Source organism: Pseudomonas sp. 2FE (assembly GCF_005503735.1).
Lineage (GTDB): Bacteria > Pseudomonadota > Gammaproteobacteria > Pseudomonadales > Pseudomonadaceae > Aquipseudomonas.
On record NZ_SCMO01000011.1, the window covers coordinates 85,953 to 104,775 of the forward strand.

15 protein-coding genes and 1 pseudogene are annotated in these 18,823 nt (G+C 61.4%); 6 read left to right on the forward strand and 10 right to left on the reverse strand.

From position 1 onward, the window contains the following. Window positions 1-345 precede the first annotated feature (345 nt). Window positions 346-555, forward strand: a complete 210-nt coding sequence (locus FFS12_RS15860; protein WP_256657402.1) for a hypothetical protein — start codon at window positions 346-348, stop codon at window positions 553-555. Between the two features lie 264 nt (window positions 556-819). Here the strand turns inward: FFS12_RS15860 and ihfB are convergent, their stop codons facing one another. The 9 genes from ihfB to mtnA all read right to left on the reverse strand — a co-directional run bounded on the left by ihfB (window position 820) and on the right by mtnA (window position 13,371). Next, window positions 820-1,104: an integration host factor subunit beta gene (gene ihfB / locus FFS12_RS15865; protein ID WP_137817988.1), complete on the reverse strand. Its 285-nt coding sequence runs from the start codon at window positions 1,102-1,104 to the stop codon at window positions 820-822. Between the two features lie 152 nt (window positions 1,105-1,256). After that, on the reverse strand, window positions 1,257-2,936 hold the full coding sequence (gene rpsA / locus FFS12_RS15870; protein WP_137888135.1) for a 30S ribosomal protein S1: 1,680 nt from the start codon (window positions 2,934-2,936) through the stop codon (window positions 1,257-1,259). Window positions 2,937-3,058: 122 nt separating this feature from the next. Next, window positions 3,059-3,748, reverse strand: a complete 690-nt coding sequence (cmk, locus tag FFS12_RS15875) for a (d)CMP kinase (protein WP_137888138.1) — start codon at window positions 3,746-3,748, stop codon at window positions 3,059-3,061. Continuing rightward, the gene (locus FFS12_RS15880; protein ID WP_256657400.1) at window positions 3,745-5,952 is read right to left on the reverse strand and encodes a bifunctional prephenate dehydrogenase/3-phosphoshikimate 1-carboxyvinyltransferase; all 2,208 of its coding nucleotides are present in this window, start codon (window positions 5,950-5,952) and stop codon (window positions 3,745-3,747) included. The genes cmk and FFS12_RS15880 overlap by 4 nt, the downstream gene beginning before the upstream one ends. A gap of 28 nt (window positions 5,953-5,980) precedes the next feature. After that, a complete protein-coding gene (hisC, locus tag FFS12_RS15885) occupies window positions 5,981-7,093 on the reverse strand; it encodes a histidinol-phosphate transaminase (RefSeq protein WP_137888142.1) in 1,113 nt (370 codons plus the stop codon). A gap of 27 nt (window positions 7,094-7,120) precedes the next feature. Next, entirely contained in the window at window positions 7,121-8,215 is a 1,095-nt protein-coding gene (pheA, locus tag FFS12_RS15890; protein WP_137817992.1) for a prephenate dehydratase, read from the reverse strand. Continuing rightward, window positions 8,215-9,300 carry a 3-phosphoserine/phosphohydroxythreonine transaminase gene (serC, locus tag FFS12_RS15895; RefSeq protein WP_137888144.1) on the reverse strand — a complete coding sequence of 362 codons (1,086 nt, stop codon included), beginning with the start codon at window positions 9,298-9,300 and terminating at the stop codon, window positions 8,215-8,217. The genes pheA and serC overlap by 1 nt, the downstream gene beginning before the upstream one ends. Before the next feature lie 138 nt (window positions 9,301-9,438). Then, window positions 9,439-12,048: a DNA gyrase subunit A gene (gene gyrA, locus FFS12_RS15900; RefSeq protein WP_137888146.1), complete on the reverse strand. Its 2,610-nt coding sequence runs from the start codon at window positions 12,046-12,048 to the stop codon at window positions 9,439-9,441. A gap of 246 nt (window positions 12,049-12,294) precedes the next feature. Beyond that, a complete protein-coding gene (gene mtnA, locus FFS12_RS15905) occupies window positions 12,295-13,371 on the reverse strand; it encodes an S-methyl-5-thioribose-1-phosphate isomerase (protein WP_137888149.1) in 1,077 nt (358 codons plus the stop codon). 107 nt (window positions 13,372-13,478) lie between these two features. Here mtnA and FFS12_RS15910 point away from each other — a divergent pair, with 107 nt between their 5' ends. The 5 genes and pseudogenes from FFS12_RS15910 to FFS12_RS19965 all read left to right on the forward strand — a co-directional run. Next, a complete protein-coding gene (locus FFS12_RS15910; protein WP_137888151.1) occupies window positions 13,479-14,810 on the forward strand; it encodes a TRZ/ATZ family hydrolase in 1,332 nt (443 codons plus the stop codon). A 103-nt stretch (window positions 14,811-14,913) separates the two neighbouring features. Then, complete coding sequence (gene ubiG, locus FFS12_RS15915; protein ID WP_137888153.1) at window positions 14,914-15,612, forward strand: bifunctional 2-polyprenyl-6-hydroxyphenol methylase/3-demethylubiquinol 3-O-methyltransferase UbiG; 699 nt, start codon at window positions 14,914-14,916, stop codon at window positions 15,610-15,612. Next, window positions 15,612-16,283 carry an N-acetylmuramic acid 6-phosphate phosphatase MupP gene (gene mupP, locus FFS12_RS15920; protein ID WP_137888158.1) on the forward strand — a complete coding sequence of 224 codons (672 nt, stop codon included), beginning with the start codon at window positions 15,612-15,614 and terminating at the stop codon, window positions 16,281-16,283. The genes ubiG and mupP overlap by 1 nt, the downstream gene beginning before the upstream one ends. Before the next feature lie 135 nt (window positions 16,284-16,418). Further along, entirely contained in the window at window positions 16,419-17,159 is a 741-nt protein-coding gene (locus tag FFS12_RS15925; RefSeq protein ID WP_137888160.1) for a YciK family oxidoreductase, read from the forward strand. Window positions 17,160-17,225: 66 nt separating this feature from the next. Further along, window positions 17,226-17,417, forward strand: a pseudogene (locus tag FFS12_RS19965) (hypothetical protein); the annotation flags it as partial. A gap of 38 nt (window positions 17,418-17,455) precedes the next feature. Here FFS12_RS19965 and rluB read toward each other — a convergent pair. Then, window positions 17,456-18,817, reverse strand: coding sequence for a 23S rRNA pseudouridine(2605) synthase RluB (gene rluB / locus FFS12_RS15930; RefSeq protein ID WP_137888162.1), 1,362 nt, complete (start codon window positions 18,815-18,817; stop codon window positions 17,456-17,458). Between the last annotated feature and the right edge of the window lie 6 nt (window positions 18,818-18,823).

The window sequence follows — 18,823 nt, forward strand, 5'->3', positions numbered from 1 at the left end:
GATCTTTATCCCAAAAACTCTTATGCATGCTTGGCTTCTTAAGCCTTAATGGGAAGGTGCCGCCCAAAAAAGCTCTTCACTGAATCCCGTGGAGGTCGCAAAAAAGAACGGCAATTTGAGTGAAGATGTTTGTGCGACCAAACCTCTAAACCCAAACCGCCGTTCTGATGCCAAATGCTACTGTTTTCCTTCCATTCTGGGAGGGTTTTCTGTCGTTTCTGTTGAGCCTGAGGCTGATTTTCTCAAAATCGAACTAATCGCCATCCAAAACTCATCCCGCTACGCAGTGGCTGCCAGCAGCCCTGCTCATTTGTTCATGAGTACTGTACGCGGCAAATCCGCGACCTGCCGATCCTCGGGCGCACGGTGCAATTGAGCGTTGCGCTCAGGCGCGTCGCCTGCAGAACCTGCGGCCAAAGGAAGGAGCTCGTCAGTTGGCTGGATCGCTATGCTCGCCCGACCCGACACTTGGCGGAAGCGGTGCTCAGTGGCACATCCGCTTGCCGACCCGGGCGGAGCTGTGTCTGCACTGGGATACCGTACGACTACTGCTAGACCAGCCATCAGTAAGGCGACAGAAGTGCAGCACCCCCGGCAATCGCCGAGGAAGGTTGAGAAGCCGCCAGCCCAAAGCAAACCAGCTGCCCGTTGCTGGCTTTTCAAACCTGGAACACGCAATTAATGCCACAAGCATGAGGCGCACGATCAACTCAGTGGCAAGACTTTGAATTTTACGCTTGAGCAGCCTGCGAACTCACAGGACATGTGTTTGCTCGGCCGTCGGCCTGGGGGACTGCAATCAGAACACACCCAACCGAGCTAATCATCTTCATTAACTCGGTCACGCAACTCTTTCCCAGGCTTGAAATGAGGCACGAACTTGCCATCCAAACGCACCGACTGCCCCGTCTTCGGGTTGCGGCCAACGCGAGGCGCACGGAAATGCAGGGAAAAGCTGCCAAAGCCACGTATCTCTATGCGATCGCCCGTCGCCAAGGCCTGGGACATTTGTTCCAGCATGGTCTTGATCGCCAGCTCTACATCCTTGGATGAAAGGAGCCCCTGATGGGTGACGATTCGTTCGATCAACTCCGACTTGGTCATGGTTTTCCCTTCGTTTTCAAGCGGCTAGATCAGCTCTAAGAAGGTTTTAGCATGACCAAAGAGCTTTGAACAGCCCCTAAACCATCTCCAGGCCATTGATCTAAAAACAAAAAAGGGCGACCGAAGTCGCCCTTTTTGGGATGGATCAGGGATTAGCCCTGATTCCCCATTTGCGCACGAATCAGGTCGCCAATAGTGGTCGGACCAGCGCTCTCGGGTTCCTGCTTACGCATTTCCTTGATCGCTTCTTTCTCGTCGTCTACGTCTTTCGACTTAACCGACAAGCTGATTACGCGGCTCTTACGGTCGACGCTGATGATCTTAGCTTCGACCTCTTCGCCTTCTTTCAGCACGTTGCGCGCATCCTCAACGCGGTCACGGCTGATTTCGGAGGCTTTCAGCACAGCTTCGATGCCTTCGGCCAGAGTGATTACAGCGCCTTTGGCGTCAACTTCTTTAACGATACCGCGCACGATGGTGCCTTTATCGTTAACAGACACGTAGTTGGAGAACGGATCGTCTTCCAGCTGCTTGATACCCAGGGAGATACGCTCGCGCTCCGGATCAACCGACAGAATCACGGTGTCCAGCTCGTCGCCCTTCTTGAAACGACGTACGGCTTCTTCGCCCACTTCGTTCCAGGAGATGTCGGACAGGTGAACCAGGCCGTCGATGCCGCCATCCAGACCAATGAAGATACCGAAATCGGTGATCGACTTGATGGTGCCGGAGATTTTGTCGCCCTTGTTGAACTGACCGGAGAAATCTTCCCACGGGTTAGTTTTGCACTGCTTGATGCCGAGGGAGATACGACGACGCTCTTCGTCGATATCCAGAACCATGACTTCCACTTCGTCGCCAACTTGTACGACTTTGGACGGGTGGATGTTTTTGTTGGTCCAATCCATCTCGGACACGTGCACCAGGCCTTCCACGCCTTCTTCCAGCTCTGCGAAGCAGCCGTAGTCGGTCAGGTTGGTTACACGCGCGGTAACGCGAGTGCTTTCTGGGTAACGAGCCTTGATAGCAACCCATGGGTCTTCGCCCAGTTGCTTCAGACCCAGGGAGACGCGATTGCGCTCGCGGTCGTACTTCAGCACTTTCACATCGATCTCATCGCCAACGTTGACGATTTCGGACGGATGCTTGATGCGCTTCCAAGCCATGTCGGTGATGTGCAGCAGGCCATCGACGCCACCCAGATCGACGAATGCGCCGTAATCCGTGAGGTTCTTGACGATACCCTTGACTTGCTGACCTTCCTGCAGGGATTCCAGCAGAGCTTCGCGCTCGGCGCTGTTCTCGGCTTCCAATACACTGCGACGGGAAACGACAACGTTGTTGCGCTTCTGGTCAAGCTTGATAACTTTGAATTCGAGCTCTTTGCCTTCCAGGTGCGTAGTATCGCGCACCGGACGAACGTCAACCAAAGAACCTGGCAGGAACGCACGGATGCCGTTAACGTCGACCGTGAAGCCGCCTTTAACCTTACCGTTGATAACGCCCTTAACCACTTCCTCAGCTGCGAAAGCCGCTTCCAGAACGATCCAGCACTCGGCGCGCTTGGCTTTTTCACGGGACAGCTTGGTTTCGCCAAAGCCATCTTCTACCGCGTCCAGCGCAACGTGCACTTCGTCACCGACCTTGATGGTCAGCTCGCCAGCATCGTTATAGAACTGCTCGAGCGGGATGACACCCTCGGACTTCAGACCGGCATGGACAGTGACCCAGTCACCGTCGATGTCGACCACGATACCGGTGATGATGGCACCCGGCTGCATGTCGAGGGTTTTTAGGCTTTCTTCAAAGAGTTCCGCAAAGCTTTCGCTCATGTTGATTCCTGATTGATCTAGGGCGAAAAATACGCCCAGCTTCCACATTCCAGACAATGTGGGTTTCGTTTATTTAAAAGCAGACTGCGGGACTAAGACTGGTTTCCCACATGCCTACTTGGTCATCCGGCGAGGTCGCGATTGGCGACTTCACTCAGAATGCGTTCCAACACCTGCTCGATCGAGAGCTCCGTGGAGTCCAGCTGAATGGCGTCAGGCGCCGGCTTGAGCGGCGCTACCGCTCGCTGGGTGTCACGCTCATCGCGCGCACGAATCTCGTCTAGCAGACTCGTAAGATTAACATCATCCCCCTTAGCCTTCAACTGCAAGTAGCGGCGACGGGCACGCTCCTCGGCACTGGCGGTCAGGAAGATTTTCAGCGGCGCCTCGGGGAAAACCACGGTCCCCATATCGCGCCCGTCAGCCACCAGACCCGGCGCCTCGAGAAAAGCACGCTGGCGCTGAAGCAGGGCATCACGGACCGCCGGCAGGGCTGCGACTTGCGAAGCACCGGCACCCACCTGCTCATTGCGGATGGCGTCAGTCACCTCTTCACCCTCGAGAATGATGCGCTGCGGCTGACCATTGGTCGCCGCAATGAATTGCACATCCAGATGAGCGGCAAGCACCTTCATCGCTTCTTCGTTGGTCAGATCGACCCCATGGTTACGCGCAGCGAAGGCCAGCAAACGATAGAGCGCGCCAGAATCCAGCAGACTCCAACCCAGTTTTTTCGCCAGCAGGCCCGCCACCGTACCCTTGCCTGAACCGCTCGGACCGTCAATCGCAATTACCGGAGCCTGGGCACTCATGACTTAGCCTCTTCACTCACACGAATACCGACTTGTGCGGCCAAGCCGAGGAAGTTCGGGAAAGAGGTCGCGACGTTGGCGCAATCGTGGATGCGGATGGGAGCCGTCGCGCGCAGCGAGGCGACACTGAAAGACATGGCGATACGGTGGTCGCCATGGCTGTGTACTTCACCGCCGCCGATGGTGCCGCCATCGATGATGATGCCATCTGCTGTCGGCTCGACTTTGACGCCCAGCGCCAGGAGACCATCGGCCATGACCTGGATACGATCGGACTCTTTCACCCGCAGCTCTTCTGCACCGCGTAGCACGGTACGGCCCTCGGCGCAGGCCGCGGCAACGAACAATACTGGGAATTCATCAATAGCCAAGGGCACCAGATCTTCCGGGATGTCGATTCCCTTCAGCTTGGCCGAACGTACGCGCAGATCCGCAACCGGCTCACCACCAACCTCACGCTGATTCTCGAGACTGATATCCGCCCCCATCAAACGCAGGATGTCGATCACACCGGTACGAGTCGGGTTGATGCCGACGTGCTCCAGAACCAGCTCGGACTCTTCGGCAATGCTGCCGGCGACCAGGAAGAAGGCTGCCGAGGAGATATCAGCCGGCACTTCGATATGGGTCGCGGTCAACTTGTGGCCAGACTCTAGGGTAGCCGTGCTGCCATCGACCGAAACCGGGTAACCGAAGCCACGCAACATCCGCTCGGTATGATCGCGGGTTGGCGCCGGCTCGGTGACGGCGGTTTCACCGGCAGCATAGAGGCCCGCCAGCAGCAGACAGGATTTAACCTGGGCGCTGGCCATCGGCATCGCGTAATTCATTCCGGACAGGCGCTGACCGCCGCGAATGGTCATGGGCGGACGGCCTTCCGCGGCGGTTTCGATCACCGCACCCATCTCACGCAGCGGTTTGGCCACGCGGTTCATCGGCCGCTTGGACAGCGAGGCATCGCCAGTCAGGGTGGTATCGAAGGGCTGCGCAGCCAGCAGGCCGGAGAGCAAGCGCATCGAGGTGCCAGAGTTGCCCAGATAGATCGGGCCAGGCGGCGCCTTCAAACCATGCAGACCGACACCATGAATGGTCACACGACCATGATGCGGGCCTTCGATGACCACGCCCATGTCGCGAAACGCCTGCAAGGTTGCCAGCGCGTCCTCACCCTCGAGGAAACCTTCCACCTCGGTCGTGCCTTCGGCCAGAGAGCCAAGCATGATCGAGCGGTGAGAGATGGATTTGTCACCCGGTACACGAATCCGCCCGGACAGGCGACCACCAGGATTGGCTAGGAAAATCAGGTCGTTGGTGTTCATAGCGTCCATATAGGCCCGACGGGCCAGAATTTTGCTGAAATGCTCGCGGGCCACCCGGGCGCGGGTAAATACGCCCAAGAGTTGGTGCCCGTCCCCTGCGTCGACCGCGTCGCGCAAGGCGTCGAGGTCGCTGCGAAATGCATCCAGAGTGCGCAATACCGCCTCTCGATTGGCGAGGAAGATGTCATGCCACATCACCGGGTCGCTGCCGGCGATCCGCGTGAAATCACGGAAACCGCCCGCGGCATATCGAAAAATCTCCAAGTTTTCACTGCGCTTGGCCAGCGAATCCACCAGGCCAAACGCCAGCAAGTGCGGCAGGTGGCTGGTGGCGGCAAGCACCTCATCATGATGCTCGACCGCCATATGCTCGACGTCCGCACCCAACTCGCGCCAGAGTCGATCAACCAGCGCCAGCGCCGTGGCATCGGTCTGTTCCAGCGGCGTCAGGATCACCTTATGGCGACGGAACAGCTCCGCATTGGAGGCCTCCACCCCGCTCTCTTCAGAGCCCGCAATCGGGTGGCCAGGGACAAAGCGCGACGGCAAACCGCCAAAGGCCAGACGCGCGGCGCGCACCACATTGCCCTTGGCGCTACCGACATCTGTCAGCACCGCGTCACCCAGGTCGAGCTTGGCCAGCTCGACCAGCAGCTTCTCCATGGCCAGGATAGGCACCGCCAGCTGGATCACCTCTGCGCCCTGACAAGCGGCGGCGAGCTGCTCTTCGCAGCGGTCGACCACACCCAGTTCGACTGCCAGACGGCGCGACTCTGGATCAAGATCGACACCCACCACCTCGCGACAGAGCCCACGCTCGCGCAAACCCTTGGCAAAGGAGCCGCCGATCAAGCCAAGCCCCACTACTACCAGGCGGCCGATCATAGGTTCGCTCTGTTGCGCAGGCATGACATCAGACACTAGCCAGAACCTTGTTCAGCGCGTCGAGGAAGCGGGCATTTTCCGCCGGCAGACCGATGGAAACACGCAGGTAGGTCGGCATACCGTAGTTCGCCACCGGACGCACAATCACACCCTCCCGGAGCAAGGCCTGAAATAGCGGCGCAGATTCACGACCGAGATCGACGGCAATAAAGTTGCCCTTGGACGGAATCCAGCTCAGCCCCAACCGACGGAAACCCTCTTCCAGCTGGGCCATGCCGGCATCATTGAGCTGCCGGCTTTGCGCCAGGTAGTCCGCGTCCTCCAGTGCCGCGCAGGCAGCGGCCAGAGCCAGGCTATTGACGTTGAAGGGCTGGCGCACGCGGTTAAGCACGTCGGCAATCGCCACCGATGACAAGCCATAGCCAACCCGCAACGCCGCCAAGCCGTAAGCCTTGGAGAAGGTGCGGGAAATCAGCAGATTGGGATGGCCAGCCAGATAATCGAGACCATCCGGCAGCTCACCGCCTTCGGCGTATTCGATATAGGCCTCGTCCAACACCACCAGCACATGCCCAGGCACGCGAGCCAGGAAATCGGTCAGCGCAGCCGGGCCGAACCAGGTACCAGTGGGGTTATTCGGGTTGGCGATGAAGACTACGCGGGTATTGGCATCGATCGCCGCCAGCATGGCTTCGAGGTCATGCCCCCAATCCTTGGCCGGCACCACGCGGCCCTCCGCACCCACTGCTTGGGTGGCGATGGGATACACGGCAAAGGCGTGCTCGCTGAACACGGCATTCAAACCCGGGGCCAGATAGGCACGGGCGACCAGTTCGAGGATGTCGTTGGAGCCATTGCCCAAGGTGACTTGACTGACCTGCACGCCACAGCGTACGGCGAGCAGGCTTTTCAGCGAAAAACCATTGCCGTCCGGGTAACGGGTCAGCTCGGCCACAGCCTCGCGAATTGCCGCCAAGGCTTTCGGGCTGGGCCCCAGCGGATTTTCGTTGCTGGCCAACTTGACGATAGTGGCTGGATCGAGATCCAGCTCACGCGCCAACTCGTCAACCGGCTTTCCCGGGACGTAAGGCGAGAGTTTCTGCACGCCAGGCTGGGCCAGGGCGAGGAAGTCGCTGCTCATGGGCTCTCCTCAGAGAATCGCTTGGGGTCAAAGAACGGCTTTCGGGTAGGAACCCAGCACCTTCAGCGCTACAGCTTCCTGACTGATCTTCTCCAGCACATCCTTGATCAGCGGATCACGGTGGTGGCCGGCGAAGTCGATGAAGAACACATAGGTCCACTTGCCGCTGCGCGACGGGCGAGTCTCGATGCGGGTCAGGTCGATGCCATTGGCATGGAACGGCACCAGTAGCTCATGCAGCGCACCCGGCTTGTTGCGCATGGACGCAATGATCGAGGTCTTGTCGTCGCCGGTAGGTGGCACTTCCTGGCTGCCGATGATCAAAAAGCGCGTGGAGTTATCCGGACGGTCTTCGATCTTCTCGGCCAGCTTGGTCAGGCCATACAGGCTCGCCGCCATATCGCCGGCAATCGCCGCCGAATTCCACTCGCTCTTCACCCGCTTGGCCGCATCGGCATTGCTGGAAACCGCCACGCGCTCGACATTCGGGTAATGGGCGTCCAGCCACTTGCGACACTGCGCCAGGGACTGGGCATGGGAATAGATGCGAGTAATGCGGTCGGTCTTGGTGGTATCGCCAACCAACAGGTGATGGTGAATACGCAGCTCGACTTCGCCACAGATCACCATGTCGTGCTCGAGGAAGCTGTCCAACGTGTTGTTGACCGCACCTTCGGTGGAGTTCTCCACGGGCACCACGCCAAAATTGACCGCACCAGCGGCCACTTCACGGAACACTTCGTCGATCGCCGCCATTGGCACACTGATCACCGCATGGCCGAAATGCTTCAGCGCGGCCGCCTGGGTGAAGGTGCCTTCAGGCCCAAGATAGGCAACCTTGAGCGGCTGCTCCAAGGCCAGGCAGGAGGACATGATTTCGCGGAACAAGCGCGCCACTTCCTCGTTGTCCAGCGGCCCCTTGTTGCGATCCATGATGTGCTTGAGCACCCAGGCTTCACGCTCGGGACGATAGAACACCGGCTTCTCGCCTTCCGGCAACGCTAGCATCTTCACCCGCGCCACTTCCTGGGCGCAGCTGGCGCGATCACTGATCAGGTCGAGAATCTTCTCATCGAGACTGTCAATGCGCACCCGCAGGGCTTTCAGCTCTTGCTCAGACATCAGCCGTGCTCCTTCTCGAACTCCGCCATGTAAGCCACCAAAGCCTCCACGGCATCGAGACCCACGGCGTTATAAATAGAGGCACGCATGCCGCCCACCGAACGGTGACCTTTCAGGTTGAGCAGGCCACGGGCATCGGCGCCAACCAGGAATGGCTGGTCCAGTCGCTCGTCTGCCAGGCGAAACGGCACGTTCATCCAGGAACGGGCGTTTTTCGCGATCGGGTTGCTGTACAGCTCACTGGCATCGATGACGCCGTAAAGCCGGTCTTTCTTGGCGCGGTTACGCCGCTCCATCGCCTCGACCCCGCCCTGCTCCTTCAGCCACTCGAACACCAGGCCCGAGAGATACCAGGAGAAGGTCGCCGGGGTGTTGTACATGGAGCCGTTATCCGCGGCGACCTTGTAGTTGAGCATGGTCGGGCAACTGGAACGGGCACGCCCGAGCAGGTCTTCGCGGACGATGACGACCACCAGGCCGGACGGGCCGATGTTCTTCTGCGCACCTGCATAGATCAGGCCGAATTTCGACACGTCGATGGCACGCGAGAGGATGTCCGAGGACATATCCACCACCAGCGGCACATCACCAACCTCAGGGATCCAGTCGAATTCCAGACCACCGATAGTCTCGTTGGAGGCGTAATGCAGATAGGCGGCATCTTTGCTCAGTTGCCACTCGTTCTGCCCAGGAATCGCAAAGTAATCGTAAGCCTTGGCGCTGGCAGCCACGTTGACGTTGCCATAGCGGCGCGCCTCTTCGAGGCTTTTCTTCGACCAGATGCCGGTGTCGATATAATCCGCAACGCCCTCTTCCGGCAGCAGGTTCAGCGGAATCTCGGCGAACTGCTGGCTGGCGCCGCCCTGCAGGAACAGCACTTTATAGTTCGAGGGGATGGCGAGTAGGTCACGCAGGTCTTGCTCGGCTTTTTCGGCGATCGCAACGTACTCGTCGCTGCGATGGCTCATCTCCATCACGGACAGGCCTTTACCCTGCCAATCGAGGAGTTCCGCCTGGGCGCGTTGCAGTACAGCTTCAGGAAGCGCGGCCGGGCCGGCGCAGAAGTTAAAGGCTCGCTTGCTCACGTCAGTCTCTCTCAGTTCACCAACACCGTCGCCCGGGCGACGGTGCGCTTTCGTGTAGGGCGTACTCGCCGCAGGCAGTACGCCGGATGTCCCATCCACAGCCTGCGGCGTACTGCTACGCGAGTACGCCCTACGCGCTTACTCTTCGCTGGCTTCTGCTTCGGCGGCCGGGGCTTCTGCGCCCTCTTCGCCTTCGCCCGCTTCCTCGTCAAGAGCCGATGGCTCCTGCACGCGCTCCAAGCCCACCAGCGTTTCGTCGCTGGCCAGTTTGATCAGCGTTACGCCCTGAGTGTTACGCGACAGGCTGGAGACTTCGTCGACCCGGGTACGGACCAGGGTGCCCTGATCGGAAATCAGCATGATTTCCTCACCGTCCAGCACCTGCACGGCGCCAACCAGCTTGCCGTTGCGCTCGTTGCTGACCATGGCGATCACACCCTGACCGCCACGCTTGTAGTCGGGGAACTCGGAGATGGCGGTGCGCTTGCCGTAGCCACGGGCAGACGCGGTCAAGATCTGACTGCCCTCTTCCGGAATCAGCATGGAAATCAGCTTCTGCCCTTCCGGCAGACGCATGCCCCGCACGCCACGGGCGGTACGGCCCATGGCTCGCACGTCGGTTTCCTTGAAGCGAGTGACCTTGCCGCCATCGGAGAACAGCATGACCTCACGGGAACCATCGGTGATGGCGGCGGAGATCAGGATGTCGTCCTCGTCCAGCTCCAGCGCGATCAGACCGACGCTGCGCTGACGGCTGAACTGCTCCAGCGGAGTCTTCTTCACGGTGCCGCCAGCGGTGGCCATAAAGATGAAGTGACCTTCGGTGTACTCCTCCACCGGCAACATGGTGGTAATGCTCTCGCCTTCACTCAGCGGCAGCAGGTTGACCAGCGGCCGACCCCGCGCAGCCCGCGAGGCTTCGGGAATTTCGTAAGTCTTCAGCCAATACACCTTGCCCTTGCTGGAGAACAGCAGCAGCGTGGTGTGACTGTTGGCGACCAACAGATGCTCGATGTAGTCCTCGTCCTTCACCCCGGTCGCGGACTTGCCTTTACCGCCACGACGCTGCGCCTGATAGGCCGTCAGCGGCTGGGATTTGGCATAGCCACCGTGGGAGATGGTCACCACACGATCTTCCTCGGTGATCAGGTCACCCAAAGTCAGATCGAGGCGGGCATCGAGAATTTCGGTGCGACGAACATCACCGAACTCGGCCTTGACGCCTTCCAGCTCTTCGCGAATGACTTCCATCAGGCGCGTGGCACTGGTGAGGATGCGGATCAACTCGCCGATCTGGGTCAGGATTTCCTGGTACTCGGCCAGCAGCTTCTCGTGCTCCAGACCGGTCAGACGGTGCAGGCGCAGTTCGAGAATGGCTTGCGCCTGTTCTGGCGAGAGGAAGTATTTGCCTTCACGCAGGCCGTACTGCGGGTCGAGATCATCCGGGCGGCAGGAATCGGCGCCGGCGCGCTCGACCATGGCCTGCACCGCCGTGGATTCCCAGGGCGTGGAGACCAAAGCCTCTTTGGCTTCGGCGGGGGTCGGCGAGGCCTTGATCAGCGCGATCACCGGATCGATGTTGGACAGCGCGACCGCCTGCCCTTCGAGGATGTGCCCACGCTCACGCGCCTTGCGCAGCAGATAAACGGTACGGCGGGTCACCACTTCACGACGGTGAAGGATGAAGGCCTCGAGCAGATCCTTGAGGTTGAGGATCTTCGGCTGGCCGTCGATCAGCGCCACCACGTTGATGCCGAACACACTCTGCAGTTGGGTCTGGGCATAGAGGTTGTTGAGGATCACCTCCGGCACTTCGCCGCGCCGCAACTCGATCACCACGCGCATACCGTCCTTGTCGGACTCGTCGCGCAGCTCGGTGATGCCTTCGAGCTTCTTCTCTTTCACCAGCTCGGCGATCTTCTCGATCAGCCGCGCCTTGTTCAACTGATACGGCAGCTCGGTGATGACGATCTGCTGGCGCCCACCGACCTTGTCGATGTCTTCGATCTCGGCACGGGCGCGGATCTGAATCCGCCCGCGACCGGTGCGATACGCCTCGATGATACCGGCGCGACCATTGATGATCGCGCCGGTTGGGAAGTCTGGGCCCGGGATGTACTGCATCAGGTCGTCGATCGTCAGCTCCGGGTTGTCGATCAGTGCCAGGCAAGCGTCGATGACTTCGCCAAGGTTGTGCGGCGGGATGTTGGTCGCCATGCCCACGGCGATACCGCTGGACCCGTTGACCAGCAGGTTGGGGATCTTGGTCGGCATGACTGCCGGGATGATCTCGGTGCCGTCATAGTTGGGCACCCAGTCGACGGTTTCCTTGTCCAGGTCCGCCAGCAGCTCATGGGCCAGCTTGGTCATGCGCACTTCGGTGTAACGCATGGCGGCGGCGTTATCGCCGTCCACCGAACCGAAGTTGCCCTGACCATCGACCAGCAGATAGCGCAGCGAGAACGGTTGCGCCATGCGCACGATGGTGTCGTACACCGCCGTATCACCGTGCGGGTGATACTTACCGATCACGTCACCGACCACACGGGCGGATTTCTTGTACGCCTTATTCCAGTCGTTACCCAGCTCGCTCATCGCGAACAGCACTCGACGGTGCACGGGCTTGAGGCCATCGCGCGCATCCGGCAAGGCACGCCCGACGATCACGCTCATCGCGTAGTCGAGGTAGGACTGCTTCAGCTCGTCTTCGATATTGACCGGTAGAATTTCTTTGGCCAGTTCGCCCATGAGAAGCCTGGTTCCTTTTTCTGGTGAAGCTCCGCCACATCCATCCTGAACGGGACGAAGCTCGCCGTCGCGGGCTTAGGCCCAGCAACGACTCACGACAAATCAACGAGTTATGACATGGATCTGCGCTGTGAAGGCGCCCCTTGTCGACCCCCTTGAAAACTGACGGAGAGTACCACAATCAGCGCCCTGCACCTATCCCCAGCCAGCAGACAAACAGGTCGCCGCGTCACACAAACACCACTATCAATGCAGGCGTTTGCGGCACATCAATTGCGCCATTTTGGCCGCATCCGGGCGCTCGACTATGCCCTTTTCGGTGACGATGAAGTCGATCAGATCGGCCGGCGTGACATCGAACACCGGATTGACCGCCTCCACATCCGCCGCCACCCGCCGCCCCGCCAACTCCAACAGCTCACGACCGTCGCGCTCTTCGATCGGGATGTCGTCACCACTCTCCAGGGTCATATCGATAGTCGAACTCGGCGCCACCACCATGAAACGCACACCATGGTGCATGGCGTTGACCGCCAACTGGTAAGTGCCGATCTTATTGGCCACATCGCCATTGGCCGTAATGCGGTCGGCACCAACGATCACCCAGGTGATGCCCTTGGTTTTCATCAGATGCGCCGCCGCCGAGTCGGCATTCAGGCTGACCGGAATGCCCTCATTGGCCAGCTCCCAGGCAGTCAGCCGCGAGCCCTGCAGCCAGGGGCGGGTTTCATCGGCGTAGACCCGCTCGACCAGCCCATCCAGATAGGCCGCCCGAATCACCCCCAAAGCCGTGCCGAAACCGCCAGTCGCCAACGCACCGGTGTTGCAGTGGGTCAGCAGGGTCTGCAGATTGCCTTGGTGTTTGCGAATCAGCTCGACGCCGAGCTGCGCCATGGTCAGGTTGGCTTCGCGATCGCTCAGGTGGATAGCCACCGCCTCCGCTTCCAGGGCCACGAGGGGGCTCTCCGTCTCCTTTAGACGCGCCAAGCGCTCACGCATCCGGTTGAGCGCCCAGAACAGGTTAACCGCCGTCGGCCGCGAGTCGGCCAGCACCCGGAAATCTTCCTCCAGCGCAACCTTCCAATCGCCGCCTGCGGCCAAGCGCGCCCGCGCACCCAGCACCAGGCCATAGGCCGCTGTGATGCCAATGGCCGGCGCGCCGCGCACCACCATCGCTCGAATCGCCTCGGCCACCGCGACCGCGGAGTCATAGCGCAACCAGGTTTCCTCGAACGGCAGCAGCCGCTGATCGAGCAGATACAGCGCGCCATCCCGCCAATCGATGGCCTTAACCTTCTCCGCCGCCAACAATTGCTCGCGCATGACCAACCCCGTACTCAGAAACGAAAAGCCGCGGATTATAGCGAGCCCCCTGCCAAGGCGCTCGGGTATACTTCGGCGACCTCAGGATACGCCCTTGGAAGCCGATCATGCCCGACCACGTTGCCCCGCTCGACCTGCTGCTCCTGCCGACCTGGCTGGTGCCTGTCGAGCCCGCCGGCGTGGTGTTGCACGAGCATGGCCTGGGCATCCGTGATGGCCGTATCGCCCTGATCGCACCTCGCGCCGAAGCCCTCCAACAGCCCACCCGCGAAGTACGCGAACTGCCGGGCATGCTGCTTACCCCCGGCCTGGTCAACGCCCACGGCCATGCCGCGATGACGCTGTTCCGCGGCCTGGCCGATGACCTGCCGCTGATGAGCTGGCTGGAACAACACATCTGGCCGGCGGAAGCCAAATGGGTCGATGAGACGTTCATCCGCGACGGCACCGAGCTGGCCATCGCCGAACAGCTGAAAGGCGGCATCACCTGCTTCTCCGACATGTACTTCTTCCCGGAAGTAGCCAGCGAACTGATGCACAAGAGCGGCATCCGCGCGCAGATCTGCATTCCGGTGCTGGATTTCCCGATTCCCGGCGCCCGTGACGCCGACGAGGCGCTGCGCAAGGGTCTGGCCTTGTTCGACGACCTTAAACTGCACCCACGGATCAAGGTCGCCTTCGGCCCCCACGCCCCTTACACGGTGAGCGACGACAAGCTGGAAAACATCCGCATGTTGGCCGAGGAGCTGGACGCCGGCATTCATATGCATGTGCAGGAAACCGCCTTCGAGGTGCAGCAGAGCCTGGAACAGCGCGGCGAACGCCCGCTGGCCCGCCTCGCGCGCCTGGGCTTGCTCGGCCCACGCTTCCAGGCCGTGCACATGACCCAGGTCAGCGATGACGACCTGCAACTGCTGGTCGAGAGCAACTGCAACGTCATCCATTGCCCGGAGTCCAACCTCAAGCTGGCCAGTGGCTTCTGCCCGGTGGAGCGCCTGTGGCAGGCCGGGGTGAACGTGGCGATCGGCACCGACGGCGCCGCCAGCAATAATGATCTGGATCTGCTCGGCGAAACCCGCACCGCCGCGCTGCTGGCCAAAGCCGTTGCCGGCTCGGCCATGGCCCTGGATGTGCACCGTGCGTTGCGCATGGCCACGCTGAACGGTGCCCGCGCCCTCGGCCTAGACGAGCAAATCGGCTCACTGGAAGTCGGCAAATCCGCCGACGTGGTGGCCTTCGACCTGTCCGGCCTGGCCCAGCAGCCGATTTATGACCCGGTGTCGCAATTGATTTATGCCAGCAACCGGGACTGCGTCAGGCACGTCTGGGTTGGCGGCAAGCAACTGCTCGACGACCGCCGGCTGACGCGCCTGGACGAGGAAAGAGTGATCGCCAGGGCGCAGGAGTGGGGGAAAAAGATCGCCGCAAGCCGGTTGTAGGGTGGAAGTATCGCCACGCGATTTTCCCACCACCCCGGGCGCAATGCTGGATGGATAAAGCACCATCCATCCTACGAGCTGAATGTGATTTGAGGAAAACACCATGAGCAACGTCGACCACGCCGAAATCGCCAAATTCGCCGCCCTGGCCCACCGCTGGTGGGATCGCGAGAGCGAGTTCAAGCCGCTGCACGACATCAACCCGCTGCGGGTCAACTGGATCGATGAGCGCGTCAACCTGGCCGGCAAGACAGTGCTGGACATCGGCTGCGGCGGCGGCATCTTGAGCGAGGCGATGGCCCAGCGCGGCGCCATCGTCACCGGCATCGACATGGGTGAAGCCCCGCTGGCCGTGGCCCAACTGCATCAGCTGGAGTCCGGCGTCTCGGTGGAATACCGGCAGATCACCGCCGAAGCGCTGGCCGAGGAAATGCCCGAGCAGTTCGACGCGATCACCTGCCTGGAGATGCTCGAGCACGTGCCCGATCCCGCCTCGGTCATCCGCGCCTGTTTCGCCATGGTCAAGCCGGGCGGCCAGGTGTTCCTCTCCACCATCAACCGCAACCCCAAGGCCTACCTGTTCGCCATCATCGGCGCGGAATACCTGATGCGCCTGCTGCCGCGCGGCACCCACGACTTCAAGAAGTTCATCCGCCCCTCGGAGCTGGGCGCCTGGAGCCGGGCGGCCGGGCTCGAGGTCAAGGACATCATCGGTCTGACCTACAATCCGCTGACCAAGCACTACAAGCTGGCCGCCGACGTGGACGTCAACTATATGATCCAGACCTTGAAGGAAGCCTGATGCGCCTGCGAGCGGTTCTTTTCGACATGGATGGCACCCTGCTCGACAGCGCGCCGGACTTCATTGCCATCACCCAGGCCATGCGCGTCGCCCATGGCTTACCGCCCCTGGCTGAGAAACTGATCCGCGACCAGGTCTCAGGTGGCGCCCGCGCCATGGTCGCAACCGCCTTCGCCGCAGATCCGCAATCGGCCGAGTTCGAGGCGCTACGCCTGGAGTTCCTCGAACGCTATCAGGATCACTGCGCCGTCCTGACCCGGCCCTTCGACGGCATCCTCGAACTCCTGACCGACATCGAGCAGGCCAAGTTGATCTGGGGCGTGGTGACCAATAAACCCGTGCGCTACGCCGCGCCGATCATGCAACAGCTCGGCCTGGCGGAACGCTCGGCCGTGCTGATCTGCCCGGACCATGTGAAAAACAGCAAGCCGGACCCGGAGCCGTTGCTCCTCGCCTGCACCCAGCTCGGGCTGGACCCGGCCAACGTGCTGTTTGTCGGTGATGACCTGCGCGATATCGAATCTGGTCGTGCGGCCGGCACCAAGACCGCCGCAGTCACTTACGGCTATATCCACCCGGACGATAACCCGACGCACTGGGGCGCCGACGTGGTGGTCGATCACCCGCTGGAGCTGCGCGCCGTACTCGACCGGGCGCTGTGCAGCTGCTGAACGGCCGACGACAGACACAGGGTGGATTAGCGAAACGTAATCCACCACTGCCGCCATAGGCGGCACCTTGCGGTGCCGATGGTGGATTACGCCGCTTTGCGGCTAATCCACCCTACGAATGAGAGAGACTTTACGATGTTTGAATATTCTGCCCGCCCCGATCTGCTGAAAGACCGCGTGATCCTCGTCACCGGCGCCGGCCGCGGCATTGGCGCCGCTGCCGCCAAGACCTTCGCCGCCCACGGCGCGACCGTGCTACTGCTGGGCAAGACCGAAGCCAATCTGACCCAGGTGTATGACGAGATCGAGGCGGCCGGCCACCCGCAGCCAGCGATCATCCCGTTCAACCTGGAAACCGCCCTGGCGCATCAGTACGACGAGTTGGCCGCCATGGTCGAGAACGAGTTCGGGCGCCTGGATGGCCTGCTGCACAACGCCTCGATCATCGGCCCGCGCACCCCACTCGAGCAGCTCTCCGGCGATAACTTCATGCGCGTCATGCACGTCAACGTGAACGCCATGTTTATGCTGACCAGCACCATGCTGCCGCTGCTGAAACTCTCGCCAGATGCCTCAGTGCTGTTCACCTCCAGCAGCGTCGGCCGCAAGGGCCGCGCTTATTGGGGCGCCTACGGCATCTCCAAGTTCGCCACCGAAGGCCTGATGCAGACCCTCGCCGACGAACTCGAGGGCACCAGCGGCGCACGTGCCAACAGCATCAACCCGGGCCCCACCCGCACCGACATGCGCGCCCAGGCCTACCCTGGCGAGAAGCCGACGAATAACCCGTTGCCTGAAGAGATCATGCCGGTCTACCTCTACCTGATGGGTCCGGACAGCCTCGGAGTTAACGGCCAGGCCTTCGACGCGCAATAACCCAGCTCTGCGCCCCCTCTCGCGCCAAAGCCGTCGACAGTCATCGGCCACTACGACCACTGCACCGGCGGCGAAGCGTTTCTGATTCTGCCCTCCGACACCGGCCGGGAAGCGGTCGCCATGATCGGAAAACGTCTGAGCCACGCGGTGCAGGAGCTGCAACGCCTGCCCCAAGGGCAGTCGATTGAACGCTGCGCCAGTCTACTGCCTGGGGAATCGGTAGACAGCCTGCTACGCCGCGCGGACAGCACACAATAAAAAAGGGGCTCAATGAGCCCCTTTTTTATTAGCCAGGATTATTTCTCCGGCTTACGACCGCGACCGAAACCCGGGCGCTGACCTTCGCCAGCCGGCGGGCCACGGCGCTTGGCCGGTGCACCGGCAGGTTTACGCGCCGGCCGATCAGCCAGCTCAATGCCTGGCCGCCCCGACTTACCGGCGCTCGGACGCTTTTTGTTCATCTCGCTCGGGCGCTCGGCCACTGGCGTGCCGCGGTTCTGCTCAGCACGCCCGGCGGCGGGCCGCGGCGTACGCGAACCACGCTCAGCGGACTCAGAACGCGGGCCACTGCGCTGCACACGCTCACCCTCGGGGCGCGGGCTGCGACGCTCGCTCGAGTCGGAACGCGGGCCGCTACGCTGAGGACGCTCGCCGCCTTCAGGACGCGGGCTACGCGCCGGGCGCTCGCCACTACGCTGTGGACGTTCATTACCCTCGCCACGCGGGGTCCGAACAGGGCGCTCGCCACCTTCACCGCTCGCGACAGGGCCACCATGGGCCGGGCGCAGGGTTCTCACCGGGCGCTCGCCACGGCCCACAGGTTTAGCCGATTTACGCTGCATGCGGTCGAGCTTCTCGCGGGTCTTGGCCTTCATCCCCTGCTGGACAATAGGCGTCAGACCCACTTCGGCACTGAGGATATCCACTTCCCCCTGACTCATTTCGCGCCAGCGGCCCATGGTCAGATCGGAAGTCAGGAACACCGGACCGAAACGCACGCGCTTCAGCCGGCTGACCACCAAGCCCTGAGATTCCCACAGGCGCCGCACCTCACGGTTACGACCCTCCATCACCACGCAGTGGTACCAATGGTTGAAGCCTTCACCGCCGGGCGCTTCCTTGATATCGGTAAAGCGCGCCGGGCCGTCTTCCAACAGCACACCGTTTTTCAAGCGCGCGAGCATGTCTTCATCGACTTCGCCACGCACCCGCACGGCGTATTCGCGATCCATCTGATAAGAGGGGTGCATCAAGCGGTTGGCCAGCTCACCGTCGGTGGTGAACATCAGCAGACCGGTGGTGTTGATGTCGAGGCGGCCGATATTGATCCAACGCCCCTCTTTCGGCCGTGGCAGGCGATCGAATACGGTGGGGCGCCCTTCGGGATCGTCGCGGGTGCAGATTTCACCGTCGGGCTTGTTGTAGATCAGCACGCGGCGCGTCTCTTCGGCGGCCTCTTCGCGCTTGAGCAGGCGACCATCGATGGCGATGGCGTCATGCAGATCGACACGCTGGCCAAGGGTGGCCGCCTTGCCGTTGACCTTGACCCGACCTTCGCCGATCCAGGCTTCCACGTCGCGGCGCGAGCCTAGACCCATGCGAGCCAGGACTTTCTGCAGTTTTTCCCCGGCGGGACTGTATTCTTCGGACTCACTCATTCTGGG